The 26,928-nt window shown below is 40.8% G+C and carries 17 protein-coding genes, 11 tRNA genes and 4 rRNA genes (1 of these 32 only partly in view); 27 read left to right on the top strand and 5 right to left on the bottom strand.

What is annotated here, in order from left to right:
• The first annotated feature begins 14 nt into the window (after positions 1–14).
• The 16 genes from VXM77_RS12145 to VXM77_RS12070 all read left to right on the top strand — a co-directional run bounded on the left by VXM77_RS12145 (position 15) and on the right by VXM77_RS12070 (position 9,205).
• A 23S ribosomal RNA gene (locus VXM77_RS12145) occupies positions 15–2,908 on the top strand.
• A 173-nt stretch (positions 2,909–3,081) separates the two neighbouring features.
• Positions 3,082–3,190: ribosomal RNA gene (gene rrf / locus VXM77_RS12140) — 5S ribosomal RNA — on the top strand.
• A gap of 12 nt (positions 3,191–3,202) precedes the next feature.
• A tRNA-Asn gene (locus tag VXM77_RS12135) sits at positions 3,203–3,279 on the top strand.
• Between the two features lie 9 nt (positions 3,280–3,288).
• A tRNA-Glu gene (locus VXM77_RS12130) sits at positions 3,289–3,365 on the top strand.
• 14 nt (positions 3,366–3,379) lie between these two features.
• Positions 3,380–3,455 (top strand) — tRNA-Val (locus VXM77_RS12125).
• 6 nt (positions 3,456–3,461) lie between these two features.
• Positions 3,462–3,537: transfer RNA gene (locus VXM77_RS12120), tRNA-Thr, on the top strand.
• A 16-nt stretch (positions 3,538–3,553) separates the two neighbouring features.
• Positions 3,554–3,638: transfer RNA gene (locus VXM77_RS12115), tRNA-Tyr, on the top strand.
• An 8-nt stretch (positions 3,639–3,646) separates the two neighbouring features.
• Positions 3,647–3,721, top strand: a tRNA-Gln gene (locus tag VXM77_RS12110).
• A gap of 5 nt (positions 3,722–3,726) precedes the next feature.
• Positions 3,727–3,802, top strand: a tRNA-Lys gene (locus VXM77_RS12105).
• Positions 3,803–3,843: 41 nt separating this feature from the next.
• A tRNA-Leu gene (locus VXM77_RS12100) sits at positions 3,844–3,932 on the top strand.
• A gap of 8 nt (positions 3,933–3,940) precedes the next feature.
• Positions 3,941–4,017 (top strand) — tRNA-Arg (locus tag VXM77_RS12095).
• A gap of 7 nt (positions 4,018–4,024) precedes the next feature.
• Positions 4,025–4,101, top strand: a tRNA-Pro gene (locus tag VXM77_RS12090).
• A gap of 20 nt (positions 4,102–4,121) precedes the next feature.
• Positions 4,122–4,197: transfer RNA gene (locus VXM77_RS12085), tRNA-Ala, on the top strand.
• Positions 4,198–4,241: 44 nt separating this feature from the next.
• Positions 4,242–7,135 (top strand): 23S ribosomal RNA (locus VXM77_RS12080).
• Between the two features lie 173 nt (positions 7,136–7,308).
• Positions 7,309–7,417 (top strand): 5S ribosomal RNA (gene rrf / locus VXM77_RS12075).
• A 183-nt stretch (positions 7,418–7,600) separates the two neighbouring features.
• Complete coding sequence (locus VXM77_RS12070) at positions 7,601–9,205, top strand: CTP synthase (RefSeq protein WP_161832647.1); 1,605 nt, start codon at positions 7,601–7,603, stop codon at positions 9,203–9,205.
• 70 nt (positions 9,206–9,275) lie between these two features.
• Here the strand turns inward: VXM77_RS12070 and VXM77_RS12065 are convergent, their stop codons facing one another.
• Positions 9,276–10,568 carry an ISL3 family transposase gene (locus VXM77_RS12065; RefSeq protein ID WP_338506149.1) on the bottom strand — a complete coding sequence of 431 codons (1,293 nt, stop codon included), beginning with the start codon at positions 10,566–10,568 and terminating at the stop codon, positions 9,276–9,278.
• 396 nt (positions 10,569–10,964) lie between these two features.
• On the opposite strand from VXM77_RS12065, the gene VXM77_RS12060 reads away from it, so the two are divergent.
• The 7 genes from VXM77_RS12060 to purB all read left to right on the top strand — a co-directional run bounded on the left by VXM77_RS12060 (position 10,965) and on the right by purB (position 18,392).
• The gene (locus tag VXM77_RS12060; RefSeq protein ID WP_161832646.1) at positions 10,965–12,380 is read left to right on the top strand and encodes an NAD(P)/FAD-dependent oxidoreductase; all 1,416 of its coding nucleotides are present in this window, start codon (positions 10,965–10,967) and stop codon (positions 12,378–12,380) included.
• 85 nt (positions 12,381–12,465) lie between these two features.
• Positions 12,466–13,746: an adenylosuccinate synthase gene (locus VXM77_RS12055; protein ID WP_161832645.1), complete on the top strand. Its 1,281-nt coding sequence runs from the start codon at positions 12,466–12,468 to the stop codon at positions 13,744–13,746.
• A 160-nt stretch (positions 13,747–13,906) separates the two neighbouring features.
• Positions 13,907–14,188 (top strand): hypothetical protein, encoded by a 282-nt coding sequence (locus VXM77_RS12050; RefSeq protein WP_161832644.1) that lies wholly within the window; start codon positions 13,907–13,909, stop codon positions 14,186–14,188.
• A 42-nt stretch (positions 14,189–14,230) separates the two neighbouring features.
• Positions 14,231–14,815, top strand: a complete 585-nt coding sequence (locus VXM77_RS12045) for a hypothetical protein (protein ID WP_161832643.1) — start codon at positions 14,231–14,233, stop codon at positions 14,813–14,815.
• 67 nt (positions 14,816–14,882) lie between these two features.
• On the top strand, positions 14,883–15,575 hold the full coding sequence (locus VXM77_RS12040; protein ID WP_161832642.1) for a response regulator transcription factor: 693 nt from the start codon (positions 14,883–14,885) through the stop codon (positions 15,573–15,575).
• Between the two features lie 9 nt (positions 15,576–15,584).
• Positions 15,585–16,928 (top strand): HAMP domain-containing sensor histidine kinase, encoded by a 1,344-nt coding sequence (locus VXM77_RS12035; RefSeq protein WP_161832641.1) that lies wholly within the window; start codon positions 15,585–15,587, stop codon positions 16,926–16,928.
• A 168-nt stretch (positions 16,929–17,096) separates the two neighbouring features.
• Positions 17,097–18,392 (top strand): adenylosuccinate lyase, encoded by a 1,296-nt coding sequence (gene purB / locus VXM77_RS12030; protein WP_161832640.1) that lies wholly within the window; start codon positions 17,097–17,099, stop codon positions 18,390–18,392.
• Positions 18,393–18,527: 135 nt separating this feature from the next.
• On the opposite strand, the gene rbr is transcribed toward purB, so the two are convergent.
• Together rbr and VXM77_RS12020 are read right to left on the bottom strand one after the other, a co-directional pair.
• A complete protein-coding gene (gene rbr, locus VXM77_RS12025; RefSeq protein ID WP_161832639.1) occupies positions 18,528–19,070 on the bottom strand; it encodes a rubrerythrin in 543 nt (180 codons plus the stop codon).
• Between the two features lie 362 nt (positions 19,071–19,432).
• Positions 19,433–19,597, bottom strand: coding sequence for a hypothetical protein (locus VXM77_RS12020; RefSeq protein WP_161832638.1), 165 nt, complete (start codon positions 19,595–19,597; stop codon positions 19,433–19,435).
• 598 nt (positions 19,598–20,195) lie between these two features.
• Between VXM77_RS12020 and VXM77_RS12015 the strand changes: the two genes are divergently transcribed.
• The 3 genes from VXM77_RS12015 (at position 20,196) to folD (ending at position 23,194) form a co-directional block, all read left to right on the top strand.
• On the top strand, positions 20,196–20,414 hold the full coding sequence (locus VXM77_RS12015) for a hypothetical protein (RefSeq protein WP_161832637.1): 219 nt from the start codon (positions 20,196–20,198) through the stop codon (positions 20,412–20,414).
• Positions 20,415–21,089: 675 nt separating this feature from the next.
• Positions 21,090–22,319 carry a serine hydroxymethyltransferase gene (gene glyA, locus VXM77_RS12010; RefSeq protein WP_161832636.1) on the top strand — a complete coding sequence of 410 codons (1,230 nt, stop codon included), beginning with the start codon at positions 21,090–21,092 and terminating at the stop codon, positions 22,317–22,319.
• A gap of 17 nt (positions 22,320–22,336) precedes the next feature.
• Positions 22,337–23,194 carry a bifunctional methylenetetrahydrofolate dehydrogenase/methenyltetrahydrofolate cyclohydrolase FolD gene (gene folD, locus VXM77_RS12005; RefSeq protein ID WP_161832635.1) on the top strand — a complete coding sequence of 286 codons (858 nt, stop codon included), beginning with the start codon at positions 22,337–22,339 and terminating at the stop codon, positions 23,192–23,194.
• A gap of 17 nt (positions 23,195–23,211) precedes the next feature.
• Here folD and VXM77_RS12000 read toward each other — a convergent pair whose 3' ends face one another.
• Positions 23,212–24,273, bottom strand: coding sequence for a leucine-rich repeat domain-containing protein (locus tag VXM77_RS12000; protein ID WP_161832634.1), 1,062 nt, complete (start codon positions 24,271–24,273; stop codon positions 23,212–23,214).
• Between the two features lie 332 nt (positions 24,274–24,605).
• Here VXM77_RS12000 and lysS point away from each other — a divergent pair, with 332 nt between their 5' ends.
• The gene (lysS, locus tag VXM77_RS11995; RefSeq protein WP_161832633.1) at positions 24,606–26,093 is read left to right on the top strand and encodes a lysine--tRNA ligase; all 1,488 of its coding nucleotides are present in this window, start codon (positions 24,606–24,608) and stop codon (positions 26,091–26,093) included.
• Positions 26,094–26,144: 51 nt separating this feature from the next.
• Here the strand turns inward: lysS and VXM77_RS11990 are convergent, their stop codons facing one another.
• A protein-coding gene (locus tag VXM77_RS11990) for an IS30 family transposase (RefSeq protein ID WP_289461060.1) crosses the window boundary here: on the bottom strand, positions 26,145–26,928 show its 3' portion. Its footprint extends 161 nt past the window's final position; only the last 784 of its 945 coding nucleotides appear in the window; its start codon lies off the right edge, out of view; it ends in the stop codon at positions 26,145–26,147.

The following is a 26,928-nucleotide window of genomic DNA, read 5'->3' as shown; positions in this document are numbered from 1 at the left end:
TTCTGAAGAAGAAAAGTTAAGTAATAAAGGGCGCACGGAGGATGCCTAGGCACTAGGAGTCGAAGAAGGACGCGACAAACGGCGAAACGCCTCGGGGAGCTGTAAGTAAGCAAAGAGCCGGGGATATCCGAATGGGGAAACCCGCTAGTGGTCATACGCTAGCACCGTATGGTGAATCAATAGCCATAGAGGAGACAGACCCAGGGAACTGAAACATCTAAGTACCTGGAGGAAAAGAAAGAAACATCGATTCCCCAAGTAGCGGCGAGCGAACAGGGAGGAGCCCAAACCGGAGTAATCCGGGGTAGAAGGACCTTCAGAAATGACTGAACATGATAGCCGAATGGTCTGGGAAGGCCAACCGGAGGGGGTGAGAGTCCCGTAGGTGAAATTGTGTGAAGCAGGGAAGGGATCCTGAGTACGGCGGGACACGAGAAATCCCGTCGGAAGCAACGAGGACCATCTCGTAAGGCTAAATACTACCTAGTGACCGATAGTGAACCAGTACCGTGAGGGAAAGGTGAAAAGAACCCCGGAAGGGGAGTGAAAGAGAACCTGAAACCGTGTGCCTACAACTAGTCAGAGCCCGTTAAAGGGTGATGGCGTGCCTTTTGTAGAATGAACCGGCGAGTTACGATATCGTGCAAGGTTAAGTTGAAGAGACGGAGCCGAAGCGAAAGCGAGTCTGAATAGGGCGAGGAGTACGATGTTGTAGACCCGAAACCGTGTGAGCTAGCCATGAGCAGGCTGAAGGTCAGGTAACACTGACTGGAGGGCCGAACCAGGGCACGTTGAAAAGTGCTTGGATGACTTGTGGCTAGGGGTGAAATTCCAATCGAACACGGATATAGCTGGTTCTCTCCGAAATAGCTTTAGGGCTAGCCTCGATAAGAGTCTACTGGAGGTAGAGCACTGAATGGGTGATGGCCCCACCTCGGGGTACTGATCTCAATCAAACTCCGAATGCCAGATAGATATGATCGGGAGTCAGACTGTGGGTGATAAGGTCCATGGTCAAAAGGGAAAGAGCCCAGACCGCCAGCTAAGGCCCCCAAGTGTCCGTTAAGTGGAAAAGGATGTGGAGATGCACAGACAACTAGGAGGTTGGCTTAGAAGCAGCCATCCTTTAAAGAGTGCGTAATAGCTCACTAGTCGAGTGACTCTGCGCCGAAAATGTACCGGGGCTAAACGGACCGCCGAAGCTGCGGATTGACACGAAGTGTCAGTGGTAGGAGAGCGTTCTAACAGCGGAGAAGCAGTACCGGAAGGAGCTGTGGAGCGGTTAGAAGTGAGAATGCCGGTGTGAGTAGCGAAAGATAGGTGAGAATCCTATCCATCGAAAGCCTAAGGTTTCCAGGGGAAGGCTCGTCCGCCCTGGGTAAGTCGGGACCTAAGGTGAGGCCGAAAGGCGTAGCCGATGGACAACAGGTAGAGATTCCTGTACCACTTAATAAACTGAAGGAGTGACGGAGAAGGCTAAGTTGAGCGTGTGAATGGATTCACGTGTAAGCAGTGAGGTGGTCATGTAGGCAAATCCGCATGGCGAAACATTGAGCTGTGATGCCGAAAGCCCGAAAGGGTGAAGTCAGCTGATGTCACGCTTCCAAGAAAAGCTTCTAGGGATAATTTATTAGGTGCCCGTACCGATAACCGACACAGGTAGGCGAGGAGAGAATCCTAAGATGAGCGAGAGAACTCTTGTTAAGGAACTCGGCAAAATGACCCCGTAACTTCGGGAGAAGGGGTGCTTGTGAAAGCAAGCCGCAGTGAAAAGGCCCAGGCGACTGTTTATCAAAAACACAGGTCTCTGCTAAACCGCAAGGTGATGTATAGGGGCTGACGCCTGCCCGGTGCTGGAAGGTTAAGAGGAGAGGTTAGCGCAAGCGAAGCTTTGAATTGAAGCCCCAGTAAACGGCGGCCGTAACTATAACGGTCCTAAGGTAGCGAAATTCCTTGTCGGGTAAGTTCCGACCCGCACGAAAGGCGTAACGATCTGGGCGCTGTCTCAACAAGAGACTCGGTGAAATCATAGTACCTGTGAAGATGCAGGTTACCCGCGACAGGACGGAAAGACCCCGTGGAGCTTTACTGTAGCTTGATATTGAGCACTGGTGACACATGTACAGGATAGGTAGGAGACGAAGAGACCAGGACGCCAGTCTTGGAGGAGTCGCTGTTGGGATACTACCCTTGTGTTACTGGGGTTCTAACCCGTGGCCATGAGCTGGTCAGGGGACAGTGTCAGGTGGGCAGTTTGACTGGGGCGGTCGCCTCCCAAAGAGTAACGGAGGCGCCCAAAGGTTCCCTCAGAATGGTTGGAAATCATTCGAAGAGTGTAAAGGCAGAAGGGAGCTTGACTGCGAGACCAACAAGTCGAGCAGGGACGAAAGTCGGGCTTAGTGATCCGGCGGTACCGAATGGAAGGGCCGTCGCTCAACGGATAAAAGCTACCCCGGGGATAACAGGCTGATCTCCCCCAAGAGTTCACATCGACGGGGAGGTTTGGCACCTCGATGTCGGCTCATCGCATCCTGGGGCTGTAGTCGGTCCCAAGGGTTGGGCTGTTCGCCCATTAAAGCGGTACGCGAGCTGGGTTCAGAACGTCGTGAGACAGTTCGGTCCCTATCCGTCGTGGGCGTAGGAAATTTGAGAGGAGCTGTCCTTAGTACGAGAGGACCGGGATGGACACACCGCTGGTGTACCAGTTGTTCTGCCAGGAGCATAGCTGGGTAGCTACGTGTGGAAGGGATAAACGCTGAAAGCATCTAAGCGTGAAGCCCCCCTCAAGATGAGATTTCCCATTCGAAAGAAGTAAGATCCCTTGAAGACGACGAGGTAGATAGGTCAGGAGTGGAAGTTTGGTGACAGATGAAGCGGACTGATACTAATCGATCGAGGACTTAACTAAATAGGAAAGGCAAAAACGAGCGGTTATCACAGGCAGAAAGTGAAAAGAACTGAGGAATCACGAAGGTGATGAACAGTTATTGAACTTTACCACTGTGATGCGAGAGTTGCCGGACAAGAAGAAGTAAGCAGAAGATATCTAGTTTTGTGAGATTGATGAAATCTGACAGAAGGTCTAGTGATAAGGGCAAGGAGGGCACACCTGTTCCCATACCGAACACAGAAGTTAAGCTCCTTAGCGCCGAGGGTAGTACGCAAGTGCGAGAGTAGGACGTCGCTAGGCCATAAATAAAAAGCCTCAATAGCTCAGTTGGTTAGAGCACTTGACTGTTAATCAAGGGGTCCTAGGTTCGAGTCCTAGTTGGGGCGCCATTAAAAAATGGCCCGTTGGTGAAGCGGTTTAACACACATGCCTTTCACGCATGCATACACGGGTTCGAATCCCGTACGGGTCACCATTAAAAATAAAAGTGGAGGATTAGCTCAGCTGGGAGAGCATCTGCCTTACAAGCAGAGGGTCGGCGGTTCGAGCCCGTCATCCTCCACCATAAAGAGCCGGAATAGCTCAATTGGTAGAGCAACTGACTTGTAATCAGTAGGTTGCGGGTTCAAGTCCTGCTTCCGGCACCATATAATAAAAGAATACGGTGGGGTAGCGAAGTGGCTAAACGCGGCGGACTGTAAATCCGCTCTCTGAGAGTTCGGCGGTTCGAATCCGTCCCCCACCACCACTTAAGAATGGGCTATAGCCAAGCGGTAAGGCAACGGACTTTGACTCCGTCATGCGCTGGTTCGAATCCAGCTAGCCCAGCCAATGATGTCCTGCTAGCTCAGTTGGTAGAGCATCTGACTTTTAATCAGAGGGTCAGAGGTTCGAGTCCTCTGCAGGACACCATTTTTTTAACTGAAAAAGAACACATAAAGCATAGATAAAAAGCCTGGGTGGCGGAACTGGTAGACGCACAGGACTTAAAATCCTGCGGGTGGTGACACCCGTGCCGGTTCGATTCCGGCCCTAGGCACCAACTAAATAGCGCCCATAGCTCAATTGGATAGAGCGTTTGACTACGGATCAAAAGGTTAGGGGTTCGACTCCTCTTGGGCGCGCCATAAAAAACGGGAAGTGGCTCAGCTTGGTAGAGCACCTGGTTTGGGACCAGGGGGTCGCAGGTTCGAATCCTGTCTTCCCGACCATTAAAAAATAAAAAGAGAATGGGGACTTAGCTCAGCTGGGAGAGCGCCTGCCTTGCACGCAGGAGGTCAGGGGTTCGATCCCCCTAGTCTCCACCAAAAAGAATTGATCTTTGAAAACTAGATATCTTCTGAAGAAGAAAAGTTAAGTAATAAAGGGCGCACGGAGGATGCCTAGGCACTAGGAGTCGAAGAAGGACGCGACAAACGGCGAAACGCCTCGGGGAGCTGTAAGTAAGCAAAGAGCCGGGGATATCCGAATGGGGAAACCCGCTAGTGGTCATACGCTAGCACCGTATGGTGAATCAATAGCCATAGAGGAGACAGACCCAGGGAACTGAAACATCTAAGTACCTGGAGGAAAAGAAAGAAACATCGATTCCCCAAGTAGCGGCGAGCGAACAGGGAGGAGCCCAAACCGGAGTAATCCGGGGTAGAAGGACCTTCAGAAATGACTGAACATGATAGCCGAATGGTCTGGGAAGGCCAACCGGAGGGGGTGAGAGTCCCGTAGGTGAAATTGTGTGAAGCAGGGAAGGGATCCTGAGTACGGCGGGACACGAGAAATCCCGTCGGAAGCAACGAGGACCATCTCGTAAGGCTAAATACTACCTAGTGACCGATAGTGAACCAGTACCGTGAGGGAAAGGTGAAAAGAACCCCGGAAGGGGAGTGAAAGAGAACCTGAAACCGTGTGCCTACAACTAGTCAGAGCCCGTTAAAGGGTGATGGCGTGCCTTTTGTAGAATGAACCGGCGAGTTACGATATCGTGCAAGGTTAAGTTGAAGAGACGGAGCCGAAGCGAAAGCGAGTCTGAATAGGGCGAGGAGTACGATGTTGTAGACCCGAAACCGTGTGAGCTAGCCATGAGCAGGCTGAAGGTCAGGTAACACTGACTGGAGGGCCGAACCAGGGCACGTTGAAAAGTGCTTGGATGACTTGTGGCTAGGGGTGAAATTCCAATCGAACACGGATATAGCTGGTTCTCTCCGAAATAGCTTTAGGGCTAGCCTCGATAAGAGTCTACTGGAGGTAGAGCACTGAATGGGTGATGGCCCCACCTCGGGGTACTGATCTCAATCAAACTCCGAATGCCAGATAGATATGATCGGGAGTCAGACTGTGGGTGATAAGGTCCATGGTCAAAAGGGAAAGAGCCCAGACCGCCAGCTAAGGCCCCCAAGTGTCCGTTAAGTGGAAAAGGATGTGGAGATGCACAGACAACTAGGAGGTTGGCTTAGAAGCAGCCATCCTTTAAAGAGTGCGTAATAGCTCACTAGTCGAGTGACTCTGCGCCGAAAATGTACCGGGGCTAAACGGACCGCCGAAGCTGCGGATTGACACGAAGTGTCAGTGGTAGGAGAGCGTTCTAACAGCACAGAAGCAGTACCGGAAGGAGCTGTGGAGCGGTTAGAAGTGAGAATGCCGGTGTGAGTAGCGAAAGATAGGTGAGAATCCTATCCATCGAAAGCCTAAGGTTTCCAGGGGAAGGCTCGTCCGCCCTGGGTAAGTCGGGACCTAAGGTGAGGCCGAAAGGCGTAGCCGATGGACAACAGGTAGAGATTCCTGTACCACTTAATAAACTGAAGGAGTGACGGAGAAGGCTAAGTTGAGCGTGTGAATGGATTCACGTGTAAGCAGTGAGGTGGTCATGTAGGCAAATCCGCATGGCGAAACATTGAGCTGTGATGCCGAAAGCCCGAAAGGGTGAAGTCAGCTGATGTCACGCTTCCAAGAAAAGCTTCTAGGGATAATTTATTAGGTGCCCGTACCGATAACCGACACAGGTAGGCGAGGAGAGAATCCTAAGATGAGCGAGAGAACTCTTGTTAAGGAACTCGGCAAAATGACCCCGTAACTTCGGGAGAAGGGGTGCTTGTGAAAGCAAGCCGCAGTGAAAAGGCCCAGGCGACTGTTTATCAAAAACACAGGTCTCTGCTAAACCGCAAGGTGATGTATAGGGGCTGACGCCTGCCCGGTGCTGGAAGGTTAAGAGGAGAGGTTAGCGCAAGCGAAGCTTTGAATTGAAGCCCCAGTAAACGGCGGCCGTAACTATAACGGTCCTAAGGTAGCGAAATTCCTTGTCGGGTAAGTTCCGACCCGCACGAAAGGCGTAACGATCTGGGCGCTGTCTCAACAAGAGACTCGGTGAAATCATAGTACCTGTGAAGATGCAGGTTACCCGCGACAGGACGGAAAGACCCCGTGGAGCTTTACTGTAGCTTGATATTGAGCACTGGTGACACATGTACAGGATAGGTAGGAGACGAAGAGACCAGGACGCCAGTCTTGGAGGAGTCGCTGTTGGGATACTACCCTTGTGTTACTGGGGTTCTAACCCGTGGCCATGAGCTGGTCAGGGGACAGTGTCAGGTGGGCAGTTTGACTGGGGCGGTCGCCTCCCAAAGAGTAACGGAGGCGCCCAAAGGTTCCCTCAGAATGGTTGGAAATCATTCGAAGAGTGTAAAGGCAGAAGGGAGCTTGACTGCGAGACCAACAAGTCGAGCAGGGACGAAAGTCGGGCTTAGTGATCCGGCGGTACCGAATGGAAGGGCCGTCGCTCAACGGATAAAAGCTACCCCGGGGATAACAGGCTGATCTCCCCCAAGAGTTCACATCGACGGGGAGGTTTGGCACCTCGATGTCGGCTCATCGCATCCTGGGGCTGTAGTCGGTCCCAAGGGTTGGGCTGTTCGCCCATTAAAGCGGTACGCGAGCTGGGTTCAGAACGTCGTGAGACAGTTCGGTCCCTATCCGTCGTGGGCGTAGGAAATTTGAGAGGAGCTGTCCTTAGTACGAGAGGACCGGGATGGACACACCGCTGGTGTACCAGTTGTTCTGCCAGGAGCATAGCTGGGTAGCTACGTGTGGAAGGGATAAACGCTGAAAGCATCTAAGCGTGAAGCCCCCCTCAAGATGAGATTTCCCATTCGAAAGAAGTAAGATCCCTTGAAGACGACGAGGTAGATAGGTCAGGAGTGGAAGTTTGGTGACAGATGAAGCGGACTGATACTAATCGATCGAGGACTTAACTAAATAGGAAAGGCAAAAACGAGCGGTTATCACAGGCAGAAAGTGAAAAGAACTGAGGAATCACGAAGGTGATGAACAGTTATTGAACTTTACCACTGTGATGCGAGAGTTGCCGGACAAGAAGAAGTAAGCAGAAGATATCTAGTTTTGTGAGATTGATGAAATCTGACAGAAGGTCTAGTGATAAGGGCAAGGAGGGCACACCTGTTCCCATACCGAACACAGAAGTTAAGCTCCTTAGCGCCGAGGGTAGTACGCAAGTGCGAGAGTAGGACGTCGCTAGGCCATAAATAGAAAAAGCAAGGAATAATTATTTTTCCTTGCTTTTTCTATATTAGTTTATAAATATTTCTTATTGTATTCTTAAAATATATCTGATAATATATTTAAGAGCCCTAAAATTTGCTCTCCATTGCGGAGGGCTTATTTTTTTATCTAAGACAAAAACTATTAGCGGAGGAATAATAAATGACAAAATATATTTTTGTTACAGGCGGAGTTGTTTCATCTTTAGGAAAGGGGATTACGGCATCTTCTCTTGGACGATTACTAAAAAATAGAGGCCTTAAAGTATTTATGCAGAAATTTGACCCTTATATTAATGTGGATCCTGGAACAATGAGTCCTTATCAGCATGGTGAAGTTTTTGTAACAGATGATGGGGCAGAAACTGATTTAGATTTAGGACACTATGAACGCTTTATTGATGAGAATTTATCACAAAATTCTAATATTACAACTGGTCGAGTTTATTCAAATGTAATTGATAAGGAGCGACGTGGGGAATATTTAGGTGCTACGGTTCAGGTCATTCCACATATTACGAATGAAATTAAGTCTAAGTTAATTGCCGCTGCTCAGGACAGTGATGCTGATGTGATTATTACTGAAATTGGTGGAACGGTAGGTGACATTGAGTCATTACCTTTTTTAGAGGCTATTCGACAGGCCCGTAAAGATTTTGGTTATCATAATACGCTATATATTCATAATACATTGGTTCCTTACTTAAAGGCGGCGGGTGAGATTAAAACAAAGCCTACGCAACACAGCGTAAAAGAGTTACTATCGTTGGGTATCCAACCAGATGTTATCGTTTTACGTACAGAGGTGGATATAGAGGATCATGTAAAGGAAAAGATTTCATCATTCTGTAATGTTCCTAAGGAAGCAGTTGTACAGGCAATTGATGCGGAAATTTTATATGAGGTTCCAATGCATTTAAAGGCACAGGGATTAGATGACTATGTTTGTAAACATTTTGGTATTGATGCTCCGGAAGCGGATATGACTGAGTGGGAGCAGTTAATCGATACGGTACGTAATTTAAATGGTGAGGTTTCTATCGCACTTGTTGGTAAATACGTTGCATTACCGGATGCTTATTTATCGGTTGTTGAGGCCTTAAAACATGCTGGATATCACTATGGGAAGAAAGTTTGTATTAAATGGGTTGATTCTGAACGTGTAACAGAGGAAACTGTAGATGAAATCTTTGCTGATGTAGATGGTATTTTAGTTCCTGGAGGATTCGGTAACCGTGGAGTTGAAGGGAAAATTTTATCTTGTCAATATGCACGTGTAAATAACATCCCTTATTTTGGTATATGTATGGGTATGCAAATTGCAGCAATTGAATATGCTCGTAATGTTGCAAAGTTAGAAGGGGCTAATTCAACAGAGTTTGACGAGGATACTCCACACGCAATTTTTGATTATTTACCTGATCAATATGAAGGAATTAAAATGGGTGGAACGTTGCGTTTAGGATTATATGATTGTTATGTTAAGGAAGGAACAAAGGCTTACGAGGCATACCAATCGGTTAATGTTAAGGAACGTCACCGTCATCGTTATGAGTTTAATAATCAATATAAAACAATTTTAGAAAATGCGGGATTAGAGTTTTCGGGTATCAATCCGCAAACCGGATTAGTAGAAATTATTGAAATTCCGGATCATCGATGGTTTGTAGCAGGACAATTTCATCCAGAATTTTTATCACGTCCGCAGAAACCACAACCATTATTCCGTGAATTTATTAAGGCAACAATTTCTAAAGGATTAGAGTAATTAGGCTCTTTGTCAAATCGTGTGGGTGAATAAAATCTATACATGTAATCAAGAGGAATTAGGCCATTCTTTAGACGGCTTGGTTCCTCTTCTTTTTTTGTTCAAAAGTGTATTTATGAATAATCAAAATTCTTGCTTTGAAATGGTAGAAACTACGGTATCCGAAGGCAATACGTTTAATGACTTTAATGTTATTGTTAATTCCTTCGAGTACTCCATTTGTATAAGGAGTTTCGATAGTATTTTTGACATAATCTTGATAATGAGTGAGTGTTTTTAAAGCTGTTTTCATTTCGTGTGAAAGCAGGTCAGAGGGGTGTTGAATGGCATGATGAAATATTTCAAGGTTACGAAGTTTAATAGCCTGTTGGACAGTTTGGTAGAAATCATAAGTCTCCTTTAGTTCAGGGTCTAGGGCTAATAAAAAGTCAATAATTTCTTGTTGAGAGATCATCTTTTTGAAGCAGTTGGAATAGAAGTAATGAGTGGCATTAAGATCTTCTTGGGCTTTTAAGAGAAGTCGCCAATAATATTTGAATTTATTATAAAACTCTTTATTTTGATTCATGAAACGAATGCGTGTTTTATTAAGAGCACGAGAGACTAGTTGAACGATATGAAATTTATCTAAAACAATCTTAGCCTTAGGGAATACCTCTTTAATGAGTGTCATATAAGGGGCGTACATGTCAATGACGACGTGGGTTACACCTTCACGAGCTGCTTTAGAAAATCGCATAAAATAAGTCCTTAGTGTACTTAAGCGACGGTCTTCAACGATATCAATTAGCTTTCCATTGGACGCATCACAAAAAATGAAGGACATTGCTCCCTCGGCCGATTTAACCGACTTAAACTCGTCAAAACAAAGAACTTTTGGGAGAGAATTAAAGGGAAGCGGCTGTTCTTCATAGGAAGAATGAATGACGCGGTTAACGGTTGAATGAGAAACGTTAAGCTCACGTGCAATATCTGTTTCGGATTTCTTATGACTAGCTTCTAAAAAGATGGCTTGTTTTACGGGAGTGGAAATAAAACAATTAGGGTTAACAAGAGATGTTTCTAGGGTAAATGTTCGGTCGCAATGACGGCATTTATAACGTTGTTTTTTTAAGTCTAGATAAGCATCAAATCCGGAAATTTTGACTAGCTTAATACGTGAAGTTTTGAAGCCGTGTTTAATGATATTTGAGTCAAAAGAATGACCACAGTGGTAGCAACGAGTCGGTTGAAAAGAAAGAGTTCCCAAAATAAGTTTAGAACGAACATTCTTAATCTGAGTTTCTTGGATACAATTTTTTGAAAAAGTAATATTTTTATCTTTTAAATCAAGTAAAGTTGAGATACAATTAGTGTGAGACATAAACCCAATCCTTTCGTGTTTTTTTGGTCGATTACATTGTATAGAATTTGGGACGTTATGTCTCTTTTTTTGTACTTATTTTTTAATTCCAATAAAAGAGGTGTGGGCATCACCCACACCAAATATTATAGAACCAGTAATTATCAATTATAGTTAGGGGATTATCCTATTGAGTTAGGTTAATTACCCTAATTTTTTTATTTTTAGGGATTACAGATAGTCAGTTGTTTGGTATAATATTAATGTTCAATTTTAAATATAAAGGTGAAAATTATGAAACTGACAAGTATGGAGACTAACTTAATAGGTTTATTATATATTTTATAGCACGCTATGCTCGCATAGGGTGCTTTTTTGTTGGTATATACCAGACTTGTTTAAAGGAGTGTTTGCTGGATGAATAGTTATGATGTGATTATTGTTGGTGCAGGACCGGCAGGAATTTTTGCCGCTTATGAGTTGTCATTAAAGAATAAGGATTTAAAGGTTGCGTTGATTGATAAAGGGCTAGATATTTACCGACGTCGATGCCCAATACTTGAGCATAAAATAAAGAAATGTCCAGTGATTAAAGATCATGTAGGTTGTATGCCGGCGTGTTCTATTACGAATGGCTTTGGTGGGGCAGGGGCCTATTCAGATGGTAAATTTAATATTACACATGAGTTTGGTGGATGGATGACAGATTATTTATCAAACACTGAAGTAGAAGATTTGATAGAATACGTGGATAATATTAATTTAAAGCACGGAGCAACTAGTGATATTACAGATCCAACGACTGATAAAGTTCGTGAGATTGAGAAACGTGGTTATGCTGTAGGATTGAAATTGTTACGTGCGAAAGTTCGACATTTAGGGACGGAACAAAATTTAGAAATATTAAAGAGTATTTATGAGGAAATGAAAGATCGTGTGGATTATCATTTTAAAACTGAAGTTAAGGATGTCATTGTTGAAAACAATGAAGTTCGCGGTGTGGTCCTTGCAAATGGAGAGACAATGAAAGCAAATCAAGTTTTCTTAGCTCCTGGGCGTGATGGATCAGTTTGGTTAAAAGATGTGATGCGTGGTCAAAAAATCCCAATGAAGAATTTACAAGTCGATATTGGGGTACGTGTTGAAACTTCGGATATTGTTATGCAAGAGATTAATGAACATTTATACGAAGGAAAGTTTATGTATCGTACGAGTGTTGGAACAGTAGTTCGAACATTTTGTTCAAATCCATCAGGACATGTTGTAGTGGAAAATCATTCAGGAACGATGTTGGCGAACGGTCATGCTTATAAGGACCCTAAACTTGGAAGTAAGAATACTAATTTTGCTTTATTAGTCTCTCATACGTTTGAGGAGCCTTTCGATCAACCGAATGAATTTGCACATGAGGTGTCTCATTTAGCAAATAAGTTATCAAATGGTTCGATTATTGTGCAGAAGTACGGGGATATTTTGAAGGGAAGACGTACGACGCCTAAACGATTAAAAGAAGGATTTGTTGAACCAACACTTAAGGAGGCTGTCCCAGGTGATTTAGGATTAGTGCTTCCATATAATACGATGAAGTCATTAATTGAAATGACGGAAGCTCTTGACCATGTGACTCCAGGTATTGCTTCTGAGCATACGTTGTTTTATGGTGTAGAGGCAAAGTTCTACTCTGCCCGTCCTGAAATTGATAATAAATTCGAAACAAAGGTAAAAGGTTTATTTGTAGGTGGCGATGGGGCTGGTGTGACTCGCGGACTGGCGCAGGCAGGAGCGAGTGGTGTTCTAGTAGCACGTCATATCTTAGACCGCTATGAGGCATAGGGTTGATAAAATAAATTTATTAGGAAAGTTTCTAAGATATTGTAGTAAATATTAAATTCTATTATAAAAAAAGGTGGTTATTGATATGGTAAAAACAGTAGTAGTTGTAGGAACACAATGGGGAGATGAAGGAAAAGGAAAAATTACGGATTATTTGGCTCAACGTGCAGATATTGTAGCGCGTTATCAAGGTGGAAACAACGCTGGACATACGATTGAATTTAATGGACAACAATTTAAGTTACGATTGATTCCTTCAGGAGTTTTCAATTCGGAGAAGGTTATTTTAGGAAATGGGATGGTTATTAATCCTGAGTCATTATTAGAGGAAATTGCATATTTGAATGATGCTGGAATTAGTACGGATCATATTCGTATTTCTAACCGTGCCCATGTTATTTTCCCATATCATATTGAGTTAGATGGTCTTCAGGAAGAGTTAAAAGGGGATCAAAAGGTTGGGACAACTAAACGTGGAATTGGGCCATGTTACGCAGATAAATATGCTCGTATCGGAATTCGTATTGGAGAATTAATGGATAAGGAAGTATTTGCGACTCGCTTGAAGGAACAATTAGAGGCGAAGAATGAGATTTTAGCTAAGTATGGAAAGACGACATTCTCGTATGATGAAATTTACACTAAATATTGTGAGTATGCAGAGATTATTCGTCCATACGTAACGGATACTTCATATGAATTAGACGAGGCATTTAATGAAGGTAAAAAGGTATTATTTGAAGGTGCACAAGGAGTTATGTTAGATATTGATCACGGGACATATCCGTTTGTTACGTCATCAAATCCTTCTGCAGGGGCTGTAACAACTGGATTAGGTGTAGGTCCAACGAAAATTGAGGAAGTGATTGGGGTTGTAAAAGCTTATTCAACACGTGTTGGTGAAGGAGCGTTCCCAACTGAAATTGAAGGGGAAACTGCAAACCGTATTCGTGAGATTGGACGTGAATATGGAACTGTAACAGGTCGTCCTCGTCGTATTGGATGGTTTGATAGTGTAGTTGTGTCTCATACTCGTCGAGTAAGTGGTTTAACAGGAATCTCTGTTAATTTATTAGACGTTTTATCAGGACTTGACACATTAAAAATTTGTACAGCATACGAATTGGATGGAAAGGTAATTAAGTACGTACCTTCAACAATTAAGGAATTTGAACGTTGTATTCCTGTTTATGAGGAGATGCCAGGTTGGCAAGAGGATATTACAGGTGTAACTTCATTTGAGGAATTACCAATTGCAGCGCAAAATTACTTACGTCGCATTGAAGAGTTAATTGGAGCTAAAGTAGCTATTTTCAGTGTTGGACCAGATCGTGAGCAAACTATTTTATTAAAAGAATTATTCTAATTGGGGACAATTTTTAATTTAGATTTTTCGTTTTTATTAAAGAGTGAGAAGGCATTAATTGTATCAAAGTGGGATTTTTATAAGAAAAAAGCGACGCATTTTGCGTTGCTTTTTTTTAGCTTTGATGTAAAATAGTGGTATAAAAGGAGGTTGTTATGGGATGAAGAAATGGTATTATATTATTTTTTTAGGGTGTTTGTTTTGTTTTAATCAGGCCTTCAAATCATATGTTGAGTTATACGGACTATTAGAAGGGGTTTTTGTGGGGTTAGTGATTGCCTTTTTGTGTAAATTAGCATTTAATGTTGTGACGAAGACGATTATTTTTATTGCGATTGTGTGCGGGTTATTAGTATTTTTAATTTCTTCAGGTTATTTAACACTTCCAGGAGAACTGATGAATCTTTTTAACCTTTCACATATATTTCATAGTTTTTTCTAATATTTGAGTTATAATAAGAGAGGAAGTAAAGGAGTAGTTATTATGAAGAAAATTTTAATTGGATTAGTAGCAGTTGTTGTTATTGCGGTCACGGCTAACTTCCTATTTCCATCAGTTAATTCATTGGCTGATTTAAAAAGGATTGATTATCGAGATTCATTCAGTCAGAAGGAATCGGAGTATTATGTTTATTTTTATCAAGAAAGTTGTCCACTTTGTTTGCAATTTAGTCCCGAGTTAGTGGCGGCTTATAATGATAATGGAGCCCCAATTTATGTAGTTGATATGGCAGCCGATCAAAATGTTGGTGCTTGGTATGATTGGGATGCACATAAAAAACAGTATACGAAGGTTATTGGTAAGGTTGAAAATGGAGTACAGGTATTTAATGAGGGTGAATCGAGTGCAAAATATCCATCAAATGAAGGATGGGTCATTTCTGTAAAGGATAACAATGAGATTGTTGCTTATAATGATACGCCTATGAATAATCGTTTGCCACAGTCTGCCGAAGAGATTCAAGTATCCGGGACGCCAGCATTGCTTAAGATTAAAGATGGAAAGTTCGCGGGATATGCTGAGGGAGTGGCTGAGGCGCGACAATTGTTAGGAACATATAAAAAATAAATGAGCTAATCTTGCTTTAAAAAAAGCAAGATTTTTTATAATATAAATAGTATAAGAGGTGAAGAAGATGAAACATATTTTTGTAATAGATGATGATGCAAACATCAGACAGTTAATTTTAAGGTATTTGGAAAAGGAAGGTTATCGTGTGACGACGTTTGAAAATGCGGACACGGTATTAGAGGCTTTTAATGCGATGCAGCCAGACGCCCTAGTTTTGGATATTATGATGCCTGGGACGATGGATGGACTTGATTTATGTAAAAAGATTCGAATGGTGAGCCAGGTTCCAATTATTTTTGTTTCTGCAAAAGATGAGGCGGTTGATCGTATTATTGGGCTTGAATTAGGGGCAGATGATTATTTATCTAAGCCATTTAGTCCTCGTGAGTTGTTGGTTCGATTAAAGATTATTTTTCGTCGAATTGAACCGGTGGTGATTAATGAGGTGGAGACGAGTATTTATCAAATTAAGGATATGAAGATTGATGACTCGAAGCGTGTTTGCACGGTGAATGATGTGGAGATGACGTTAACTAATAATGAATATATGTTACTAGCTTATTTGGTGAAAAATAAAAATATTTCATTTACTCGTGAAAATTTGATTCAGAATATATGGGGATACGATTATGTGGGGGAATCTCGCATGATTGACGACTTGGTAAAACGCCTTCGTAAAAAATTAAAAGCGATGAATGCTAAGGTGGAAATTACTACAGTCTGGGGTTATGGTTATCGAATTGATGATAATAATTAGGTGTGAATGATGAGATTAGATCGCAAATTATTTTGGAGTTACATTATTACCATTTTAATTGCCATTTCCACATCGTTTACGTTGTTTACTGTAACGTCTAATCAGTTTTTATCATATCGATTGTTAGATAGTATGAAAAAGGAAATGGATTTAATTCAAGAAAATTTGATGGTTTATAATACAGGTTACTTTCAACCAGGTGTTGTCATTCGTAATCACATTATGCAACTGGTGGAGTCGGAGTTAATTATTATTCAGGATAATGAGACTGTTTTTTATGAAAATAAGGCAATCCTGGATGATTTACAGACTTATGGAGTTGAGAGTACCTATTTCAAAAAGCACTATTTAATGATTTCAGGTAGTGTTGAGGTGATGGACTGGAAATTTGATATTATTTTATTAAGAGATAAAGGAACGGTTGTTGATTTAAATCGCTTGAATTTAAATATTTTATTTATTACTTCATTAGTGAGTATGTTAATTGCGGCATTTTTTGGAGTTTATGTACAAAATAATATTTCTAGACCGATTCATTTATTAAAGAATAAGATTCGTAATTTTCAGGAAAATTTAGAGGCACCAGAGGTGACGATTTATACGGGAGATGAGATTCAGGAATTGGATGAGGATATTGTCCGCATGGCCAAGGCTATTGTTAATAATGACCGAAAACGCAAAGCATTTTTTGAGAATACGTCTCATGAGTTAAAAACGCCGCTCATGAATATTCGAGGATATGCTGAGGGGCTAAAGGATGGTATTTTCTCGATTGATGAGGCTGCGGACGTGATTTCTAAAGAAAGTGAATCTCTTCGAACGTTGGTAGAATCAATTTTATATTTGTCTAAGCTTGAAGATGCGACTCATGATCGATATCAATTACAAGTTGTTGATTTAAATGTCTTCTTAGATGGATTTTATCATAAGATGGCAGGTCTTGTTGCGGACAAAGGGTTAGAACTTCGCTTGAATTTAGATCGATCTGTCTTTGTCAAATTAGATGATGATAAGATGATTCGCGCGTTATCTAATATTATTACTAATGCCGTTCGTTATGCAAAGACGATGATTTCTATTACGACAAAGATTGATGAGGACTGGGTGGAAATTCGTTTATTTAATGATGGTCCCCAAATTAAAGAGACTGATTTACCGTATATTTTTGATCGTTTTTATAAGGGTGATAAAGGTCAGTCAGGACTTGGCCTGTCTATTGTGCAAAGTATTATTACGACTCATCAGGGAGTAATTGAAGCGTTGAATGTTGAGAATGGAGTCTGCATGAGTGTAAAGTTACCTTATGTTAAGCCGTCTAATAAACGGCGATCAAGTGAAGTGAAGAAGGGCTGAGTCATGATTGGCGATGCCCTTTTTTATATTGGGACGCAATTCTTGCTTATCAGAGGTACGTTTTCATCGGGGAATCTGGTGTAATTTTCAAAATATTTGTTTGTTTGATTAGAAAATTTAAGTTAAAATAGAAGGGTAAGTAAAATAGGATAAGGTGGGAGTTTACGCATGATTAATCGTTATTCGCGCCCTGAGATGGCGGCTATTTGGACAGAACAAAATAAGTTTGAAGCCTATTTAAAGGTTGAAATTTTGGCTTGTGAGGCTTGGGCTCAATTAGGGCATATTCCGATGGAGGATGTTGAGAAGTTATGGAAGAATGCTTCTTTTGATCTTGATCGAATTTATGAAATTGAACAAGAGACTCGTCATGACGTGGTTGCTTTTACACGAGCGGTGAGTGAAACATGTGGTGAGGAGAAGAAATGGGTTCATTATGGATTAACTTCGACTGATGTTGTTGATACGGCCAATGGGTATTTATTAAAACAAGCAAATGATATTTTACGTGAAGATTTAAATCGCTTTATTCAAGTGTTAGGTGAAAAAGCGAAGAAGTATAAACATACCGTTCAAATGGGACGTACGCATGGGGTTCATGCTGAGATTACGACATTTGGATTAAAGTTAGCGTTATGGTATGAGGAGATGAAACGAAACCAAGCGCGTTTTGAAGAAGCGGCACGTGCTGTTGAATGTGGTAAAATTTCTGGTGCGGTTGGAACACACGCCAATATTCCATTCTTTGTTCAAGACTATACATGTGAGAAATTAGGAATTGATTCAGCGAAGATTTCAACGCAAACATTGCAACGTGATCGACATGCAGCTTATATGTCAGCTATTGCCTTAATTGGGGCATCAATTGAAAAAATGGGGGTTGAGATTCGCCATTTACAACGTACAGAGGTTCGTGAAGCCGAGGAGTTTTTCCGCAAAGGGCAAAAGGGATCTTCAGCAATGCCTCATAAACGTAATCCAATTGGTTCTGAGAATATGGCAGGGTGTGCACGTGTATTACGTGGATATATGGTTACAGCTTACGAAAATATCGCGCTTTGGCATGAACGTGATATTTCACACTCATCAGCAGAACGTATCATTATGCCAGATGCAACAATTTTACTTGATTACATGTTAAATCGTTTCACTAACTTAATTGATAATTTAACGGTTTATGAAGAAAATATGTTAGAAAATATTAATAAAACGCATGGAGTTATTTTCTCTCAACGCGTGATGTTAAAATTAATTGAAAAAGGATTTGTTCGTGAGCAAGCTTATGACCTTGTTCAACCAAAAGCGATGCAAGCTTGGGAGAATCGTCAATCATTCCGTCAATTATTAGAGTCTGATGAAACAGTGATGAGTCATTTAACAATGGCAGATTTAGATGACTGTTTTGATCATACGTACCATTTAAAATCAGTTGATGGAATCTTTGAACGATTAGGATTAGAATAGTTATTAGTGATGGGTTATTAAAAAGAGTAGCTTCGATTAGATTCGATGCTACTCTTTTTCAGTTAGTAGGAGAGATGATGCTAAAAGAGAAAATGTGGATAACTTTATTTAAAAAGTTATCCACATTTTTAATGATTAGTAGTTTACTGAACGAATTTCGAAGTGTGCTTGATCATATCCACAGACTGGACATTTTTTAGGAGCCTTTTTACCGTAGTGGATGTGACCGCACTCTTGACAAATCCATGATGTTTCTTCTTCTTGAGCGAAGACTTTATCTTCTTCAATGTTTTGTAATAACTTTAAGTAACGCTCTTCGTGTTCCTTCTCAATGTTACCAACCATTTCGAAAAGAGCAGCGATACGTTTGAAGCCTTCTTCGCGAGCTTCTTGTGCAAAGGTTGCATACATGTCTGTCCATTCATCATGTTCTCCCGCTGCAGCATCGCGTAAATTTGTTTGGGTATCAGCAACTTCACCTTCATGTAAGAATTTAAACCAAAGTTTAGCATGGTTCATTTCATTATGAGCGGTCTCTAGGAATAAGTTTGCAATTTGTTCATATCCTTCTTCACGTGCTTTAGCCGCGTAGAAAGTATATTTATTTCGAGCCATTGATTCTCCCGCGAATGCGTGCATTAAGTTTGCTTCAGTTTTAGTACCCTTTAAATTTGTCATGCTTAAAATCCCCCCAAGATTACTTTAATATCTAGTCCTAACATAACCTACTGCGAGATAAAACGCAACGGTCATTTCTTAGATTTGATTGGCAAATGGTTTGTAATGAGAGTGATTATTAATAGAGGTGAGATAAAGGGATAATTTATCCTATATCCTCCAATTTTATGCTCAAAGCTGACAGTCTAGGTGCGATTAATTTTAGAATTTGATTTTATTTGACTTATGAATGAATTCTTGATATTATTTTTATGAGATCAGTATGGAGTGGTGTGATTCGGCAGCCCACTATATAAAAAATAAAGAGTCGAGAAAAAAAGAGCCTCACGGCTCTTTTTTTATATTTTTATTAAATAGACTCTTTAGACGATATGTTGACAAATAAACACGAAGAAAAGAATTAGCGCTATGCTCGCTAAAGAGACATTTAATTTTTTCATTTTTCGTGGTCCAACTTCCGGGGCAAACCAAAATAAGTTGTCCATGATGTTAAATAAGGTTTGAATTAGGTCATCGATAAATTCCATTGTGTGCTCCCCTATTTTGGTATGTTAGAATTTTATTATATGTGTAAAAAGTTTAAAAAAATGTCGGAATAAAGTAGTAATTTTACTTTTTAATATATTTATTGTGATTGACGGTATATTTCTCACGATTATGGGAAAAGTAGTGGTGTAGAGTTTTACGGAATGGTTATTGGGCGGCCACGAAGTGCTCAGGTGACGGTCAGTCATCACTAAATATTAGAGTTGATGTTTAGGAGTGGTTGATTGTTAGGAATTCTACGAATGAAGTGCTTTGTTGTAGGAAATAGTTCTTATGGCAGGGCACTTTTTTTGTTAGAAAAAATTAAATCCTGCGTGTAGAGTGAATAAAAATAAAGTAGCGGGGAAAGCTAGTTTTGTAGAGTTTTACGGAATGGTTATTGGGCAGCCACGAAGTGCTCAGGTGATGGTTGGTAAGGGCTGAATATGAGAATTGATGTTCAGTGGTTATTAGCTATTAGAAATTCTGCAATTCAAGTACCCTCTTGTAAGAAATAGTTCTTATGACAGGGTACTTTTTTGATTGACTAGAATATTTTTGGGGAATATACTGGGTTAAATAAGTGGGAGGGGAATATTAGTGAAAGTGATTAACTTTATATTGATTTGTTTAACCATTTTGATTGGGATATCTATCTGGATGGGATACGATGGGAATGTTCCGCTTTTGCTTTTAGTTGTAGCAGGATCGCAAATGGTTAATGGATGGGATCGCTATCGTAAAAATAGGGGAGAAGCGATTGTTTTATTTTTGCTTGCTGTGTTCTTGATGGGAGTTGCTATAAATTTAGTAGAATAATAAGTGAATGATGGATAAAAAAAGAGTAGCGGGGAAAGCTAGTTTTGTAGAGTTTTACGGAATGGTTATTGGGTAGCCACGAAGTGCTCAGGTAACGGTCAGTCATCACTAAATATTAGAGTTGATATTTAGGAGTGGTTGATTGTTAGGAATTCTACGAATGAAGTGCTTTGTTGTAGGAAATAGTTCTTATGGCAAGGCACTTTTTTGTTAGAAAAAAATAAAAATTAAATCATGCGTGTAGAGTGAATAAAAAAAGAGTAGCGGGGAAAGCTAGTTTTGTAGAGTTTTACGGAATGGTTATTGGGCAGCCACGAAGTGCTCAGGTGATGGTCAGTCATCACTAAATATTAGAGTTGATGTTTAGGAGTGATTGATTGTTAGGAATTCTACGAATGAAGTGCTTTGTTGTAGGAAATAGTTCTTATGGCAAGGCACTTTTTTTTGTTTGGAAAAAATAAAATGATAAGGTTAGTTGAGTCGTTTAGAGAAAAATTCTAATTTCATAGAACGGATAGTGGTGATGGTTCAGTGATTAACTTCAGATTAATTTTGTAAAATGGGGTTGAAATTTTTTATTAATAGAGTAGGAAGAGAAATAAAGGGGATATGATTTGGTGATTTAGTGTTTTTATGGCACAATGGAATTAGGACGTTGTTAGGAGGGATTTGTTGATGAAAGATCAAGCGATTTTTAATGCCTTAGCGCAAGAGTTGAAGCGTCAACGTGAAAATGTAGAGTTGATTGCTTCGGAGAATTACGTGTCACAAGAAGTGATGGATGTTCAAGGTTCTATTTTAACGAATAAGTATGCCGAGGGATATCCATCAAAACGATATTATGGCGGATGCGAGTTCGTTGATCGTGTTGAAGAAATTGCGCGTGAACGTGCAAAACAACTATTTGGAGCAAAGTTTGTTAATGTTCAACCTCATTCAGGTTCTCAGGCAAATATGGGAGCGTATCGTGCGATTTTAAAACCAGGTGCAAAAGTGCTAGGTATGAATTTAAGTCATGGAGGGCATTTAACACATGGCCACCCTCTTAACTTTTCAGGAAAAGATTATGAGTTTTATGAGTATGGTGTAGATGAAAAAACAGAAATGATTAATTATGAAGTTGTGCGTCAAATCGCCTTAGACGTAAAACCACAATTAATTGTAGCGGGAGCTTCGGCGTATCCACGTCTTATTGATTTTAAAAAATTCCGTGAAATTGCGGACGAAGTTGGAGCATATTTAATGGTGGATATGGCCCACATTGCTGGATTAGTTGCAGCCGGTGTGCATCCTAATCCAGTAGAGTTTGCTCATGTTGTCACGACGACGACGCATAAAACATTACGTGGTCCTCGTGGAGGAATGATTTTGACAAATGATGAAGAAATTGCGACAAAATTAGATAAAGTAGTGTTCCCTGGTATTCAAGGTGGCCCATTAATGCATGTAATTGGTGCGAAGGCTGTCTCGTTTTTTGAAGCTTTGTCAGATGAGTTCGTGGACTATCAAAAACAAGTCGTAAAAAATGCAAAGGTCTTGTCTGATGAATTAACGAAACATGGTTTACGTATTGTATCAGGAGGAACAGATAATCATTTGCTTCTTGTTGATGTAAAATCTAGTTTTGGTTTAACTGGAAAAGTAGCGGAAGCCGTTTTAGATCGAGTGGCGATTACGTGTAATAAAAATACGATCCCATTTGATACGGAGAAACCTTTTGTGACGAGTGGTATTCGTTTAGGAACGCCAGCGATTACAACGAGAGGATTTAAAGAGGCTGAAATGGTGGAGTTAGCGGGATATATCGCAAGAGCTTTACGTTCAGTTGATGATGAGAAAGAGTTAGAGGCTATTCGTGAATCTGTTCTTCAGTTAACGAGTCGCTTTCCTTTATATGATGCCTAAGGGGAGGTTGCGAGATAATGTCTATATTAATTGATGGGAAAAAGGTTTCAAATGATTTAAGAGCTTCTATTTCCCAGGAAACCAAAAAGTTTATAGAGAAAACAAATGTTCGCCCTCATCTTGTAGTGATTATTGTAGGAAAAGATCCGGCGTCTATGACGTATGTTCGTAATAAGAAGAAGGCGTGTGAGTCGGTAGGGTTTGAATCGACAGTGATTGAATTACCTGAACAAATTAGTGAATCAGAGTTATTAAAACAGATTCATCAATTGAATCAAGATGAAACGGTACATGGTATCTTGGTGCAACTACCATTACCAAAGCATATCGATGAAGAAAAAGTGATTCAAACGATTGCTGTTGAAAAAGATGTAGATGGTTTTCATCCTTACCAAGTTGGGGCACTAGTCCTCGGATTGAATGGACTACGCTCTTGCACACCAGCGGGAGTGATTGAATTATTAAAAGCCTATGACATTCCGATGGTGGGACGCCATGCTGTGATTGTTGGTCGGAGTCAAATTGTCGGTAAGCCACTGATTCAAATGTTGTTGAATGAAAATGCAACAGTGACTGTCTGTCACTCAAGGACTAAAGAATTGAGTGAGTTTACAAAACAGGCTGACTTGTTAATTGTGGCTATTGGACAACCACAGTTTATTACGGCTGATATGGTTAAAGAAGGGGCCGTTGTCGTTGATGTTGGAATTAATCGTTTAGAGAGTGGGAAGCTTGTTGGGGATGTGTTGTTCGATGAAGTTTCCGAGAAGGCGAGTTATATAACTCCAGTTCCAGGTGGTGTTGGTCCGATGACAATTACGATGTTATTGCGAAATACGTTGAAGGCTGCAGCAAATCAATTAGGTTTAAAGTAGAATAAAAAAAGAAGTCATTAATCAATGACTTCTTTTTTATAGGGCTGGATAGCTTCCCCGTCAAAGGATCCTTCTTCCCATTCAAAGGAGACGAAGCCTTCTAGGTTAGAAATATTTTGCCATGTGATGGTGTTTGTTTGGGGGTCATACGTGTAGTTTGGATGGATAAGCGGGGGGATTTTTTCGCCGTTTTTATTGGTGATTGGATTCATTATTGTAAGTGTTGGCCCTTGAAAAGTTAATTTAGGTAAAGTAACTCGTTGATTTTCGAGCGATTCGTGATGGAGTGAGAGTGGGAGTAGAGGTTGGAGGTCGGTGACGCTATTTTCCTCTAAGTTTAGGCAGACAAGGTTAGGCATTGTTTTTGGGTTAATGGGAGTGACATCGCTAATGTCATTATAATTTAGGCTAAGAATGGTTAGATTTTTTAGGGTGATATGACTTAGGGGAGACAGATCTTTGATTCCAGTGTTATCGAGGTAAAGTTCTGAGAGTTGTTCGGCGTTTTTAGGGAGATGATCGAGTTTTTGAATGGGGTTGCCGATTAAAATAAGGGAGAGGGAATTTAAAGAATTATTTTTTAGTAGGGGAGAACAATCAGTGATGTGATTATATTCTAGAAAAATGGATGCGAGATTAGGAAGGGGGATATGCTGTAGAGGGGAGAGGTCGGTGATCTTATTATTGTTGAGATAAATGGTTTTTAGGGTTTGTAGATGAGCTTGCTTAAGTGGAGAAAGATTTTCGATTTTGTTATAGCCAAGGCCGAGGTCTGTTAGCCTCGGAAAGGTGAGTTTGGCAAGCGGTGAAAGGTCAGAGATTTGATTATCATTTAGTTGGAGTTCGGTCAGATGGTCGGTGACGAGCTGTTTGAGTGGGGAAAGATTTGTAATGAGGTTGGAGTCTAGATATAGTTTTTGAAGATGACGGCAATGTTCAATTCCATCAAGTGATTGGATTTGTTGATGGGAGGCATCGAGTACGGAGATGGTTTGCAGGGTACTTTGTGTGAGAGGCACGTCAGGGCCTAAGGTGTTTTGAATGACTTGTTTAAGATAGGGGTCTTTGATGAGTGACATGGTGAATTCTCCTTTTTGTTTGTTAGTTTGTGGGAGGAAAAAGAGTTTGATGCATACAACAATGGAAACGTTATCTGTAAGGGGTTGCTTTTTTGGTGATGGAGCTTTATAATGGGGATTGGATAACCATATAGTGTTTGATGATTGAGGGGTCTAGTTTTTAAGGTTAATGTGGTTATTTATTTGAGGAGGAAGTAGTATCACGATATGATACTACTTTTTTTATGGGATTTGAATATTTTTGTGGGAAATGGTCAATAATTAAGACAAAATATGCGTTTGCGTGTTATAATGAAAAAATGAAAAAATAGTTATATAGATGGAGTGATTCGATGTCGACAACTGAAATTAATGATCAATTACAGGTTAGACGCGATAAAATGGAGGATTTACGTCAGCACGGAATTGATCCATTTGGACAAAGATTCGACCGTACTCATTTATCTTCAGAGTTAGTTGAAGAGTTTGATGCGTTTTCTAAAGAAGAATTAGAAGAAAAGCAAATTGAAGTTGCTGTAGCGGGACGTATTCGTACGAAACGTGGAAAAGGTAAAGCTGGGTTTGCTCATATTCAAGATGTTAAGGGACAAGTTCAAATTTATGTGCGTCAGGACGCCGTTGGTGAAGAGGCTTATGGTTTCTTTGCGAAGGCTGATTTAGGTGATATCGTTGGAGTGCGCGGAGTCGTGTTCAAAACTAAGGTTGGTGAGTTATCAATTAAGGTTAAAGAATACATCCCACTTTCAAAGGCGCTACGCCCGTTACCTGAGAAGTACCACGGATTAACGGATGTTGAAGAACGTTACCGTCGTCGTTATGTTGATTTAATTATGAATGAGGAAAGTAAGCAAACATTTATTACACGTACACGTGTGATTACTGCAATGCGCCGTTATTTAGATGGGTTAGGTTATTTAGAAGTTGAAACACCAATTTTACATACAACATTAGGAGGGGCTGCAGCTCGTCCATTTGAAACACATCATAATACATTAGATATGGATTTATATTTACGTATTGCGACTGAGTTACACTTAAAACGCCTACTTGTTGGTGGATTAGAAAAGGTATATGAAATCGGACGTATTTTCCGTAATGAAGGAATTTCGGTTCGTCATAATCCAGAATTCACATCGATTGAGTTATATGAAGCTTACGGTGATATGGAAACGATGATGGATTTAACTGAAAATATGGTGGCTCATATTGCGCAAGAAGTTTTAGGGACAACGACTGTTCCATATGGTGGACATGAAATTAATTTAGCAGTTGGATGGAAACGTTGGCATATGGTTGATGCGATTAAGGAAATCACAGGTGTTGATTTCTTTAAAGAAATGACATTCGAAGAAGCAAAAGCTATTGCTAAAGAACATAATGTGGAGGTTCCAGCTCACTTTACAGGAGTTGGTCATATTATTAATGAATTCTTTGAAACATTTGTTGAAGAGAAAATTGTTCAACCAACATTTATTTATGGACATCCGGTAGAAGTTTCTCCACTTGCGAAGAAAAATGCAGAGGACCCTCGATTCACAGATCGTTTCGAATTATTTATCGATGCACGTGAATATGCGAATGCTTTTACGGAATTAAATGATCCAATTGATCAAAAAGAACGTTTCGAAGCTCAACTTGCTGAAAAAGCATTAGGAAATGATGAAGCTTCGGAAATGGATATCGATTATATTGAAGCATTAGAATATGGAATGCCACCTGCAGGAGGACTTGGAATCGGAATTGATCGTTTAGTAATGTTACTAACTAACTCTCCAACGATTCGCGACGTCCTATTATTCCCAACAATGCGTAAAAAATAATTATCTATTAATCTCGCTCTTTGGAGCGAGATTTTTTTTGTTGACGAATTGTCAATACAAATGCGACAGTTTCTCATGAAATAGCTCGAATGAAGTTTTCCAACCTAAGCATTTTCGTGGTCGATGATTAATGAGGAGGAGGGCTTCATCAATCTCTTTCTCACTAACTCGTGCTAAGTCCGTCTTCTTCGGAAAGAATTCTCGAAGAAGACCATTGGCATTTTCATTACTTCCTCTTTGCCAAGAGGAATAGGCGTCAGCGAAGTAAACAGGAACCTTTAAATCTGCTTCTACTTTGGAATAACAAGCAAACTCTTTTCCTCGATCAACGGTATAAGTTTTAAAGGTGTCTTTAGGAAAATGTTCATATAACTCACTAATCGCTCGGTACATTTCAGATGCTGAGCGATTTTCGATTTTAACGGCGACATAAAATCGTGTTTGACGTTCAATAAATGTAGCTAAACATCCTTTACTTTTACCACGGCTTGAAACAACTGTATCAAGTTCCCAATGACCAAATGCCTGACGTTTTTTTACCTCTTTCGGACGTTGATGAATTGATGTCCCAATGTTAAATCGTCCGCGTGTTTCTCGTGGTTTTCGGCGTTTTCCCTTTTGCCTTAAACAGCTTAAATCCCCTAACAAAATCGTTCCGTCATAAATCCAACGATAAATAGTTTTGAATGAAATAACACCCTTTAAAACCGTATTAGAAATTTGTTCAGGCGACCAGGTTAACTTTAAATAATGTTGGATGGTTTGAATAACTTCTTCAGATTTGGTCTCTGGACGATGACAAACTAAGCGACGTTGCTCGGCTAATTCATCTGCT

It is taken from the genome of Turicibacter sp. KK003, from assembly GCF_037014675.1.
GTDB lineage: Bacteria > Bacillota_I > Bacilli_A > MOL361 > Turicibacteraceae > Turicibacter > Turicibacter faecis.
The sequence above is the reverse complement of the archived record's forward strand: the minus strand, read 5'-3'. Positions and strand labels throughout refer to the sequence as shown.

Bases quoted from the DNA above. Each gene is read 5' to 3' on its own strand.
- VXM77_RS12070 (WP_161832647.1), top strand. From the start codon at position 7,601: ATGACAAAATATATTTTTGTTACAGGCGGAGTTGTTTCATCTTTAGGA.
- VXM77_RS12065 (WP_338506149.1), bottom strand. From the start codon at position 10,568: ATGTCTCACACTAATTGTATCTCAACTTTACTTGATTTAAAAGATAAA.
- VXM77_RS12060 (WP_161832646.1), top strand. From the start codon at position 10,965: ATGAATAGTTATGATGTGATTATTGTTGGTGCAGGACCGGCAGGAATT.
- VXM77_RS12055 (WP_161832645.1), top strand. From the start codon at position 12,466: ATGGTAAAAACAGTAGTAGTTGTAGGAACACAATGGGGAGATGAAGGA.
- VXM77_RS12050 (WP_161832644.1), top strand. From the start codon at position 13,907: ATGAAGAAATGGTATTATATTATTTTTTTAGGGTGTTTGTTTTGTTTT.
- VXM77_RS12045 (WP_161832643.1), top strand. From the start codon at position 14,231: ATGAAGAAAATTTTAATTGGATTAGTAGCAGTTGTTGTTATTGCGGTC.
- VXM77_RS12040 (WP_161832642.1), top strand. From the start codon at position 14,883: ATGAAACATATTTTTGTAATAGATGATGATGCAAACATCAGACAGTTA.
- VXM77_RS12035 (WP_161832641.1), top strand. From the start codon at position 15,585: ATGAGATTAGATCGCAAATTATTTTGGAGTTACATTATTACCATTTTA.
- purB (WP_161832640.1), top strand. From the start codon at position 17,097: ATGATTAATCGTTATTCGCGCCCTGAGATGGCGGCTATTTGGACAGAA.
- rbr (WP_161832639.1), bottom strand. From the start codon at position 19,070: ATGACAAATTTAAAGGGTACTAAAACTGAAGCAAACTTAATGCACGCA.
- VXM77_RS12020 (WP_161832638.1), bottom strand. From the start codon at position 19,597: ATGGAATTTATCGATGACCTAATTCAAACCTTATTTAACATCATGGAC.
- glyA (WP_161832636.1), top strand. From the start codon at position 21,090: ATGAAAGATCAAGCGATTTTTAATGCCTTAGCGCAAGAGTTGAAGCGT.
- folD (WP_161832635.1), top strand. From the start codon at position 22,337: ATGTCTATATTAATTGATGGGAAAAAGGTTTCAAATGATTTAAGAGCT.
- VXM77_RS12000 (WP_161832634.1), bottom strand. From the start codon at position 24,273: ATGTCACTCATCAAAGACCCCTATCTTAAACAAGTCATTCAAAACACC.
- lysS (WP_161832633.1), top strand. From the start codon at position 24,606: ATGTCGACAACTGAAATTAATGATCAATTACAGGTTAGACGCGATAAA.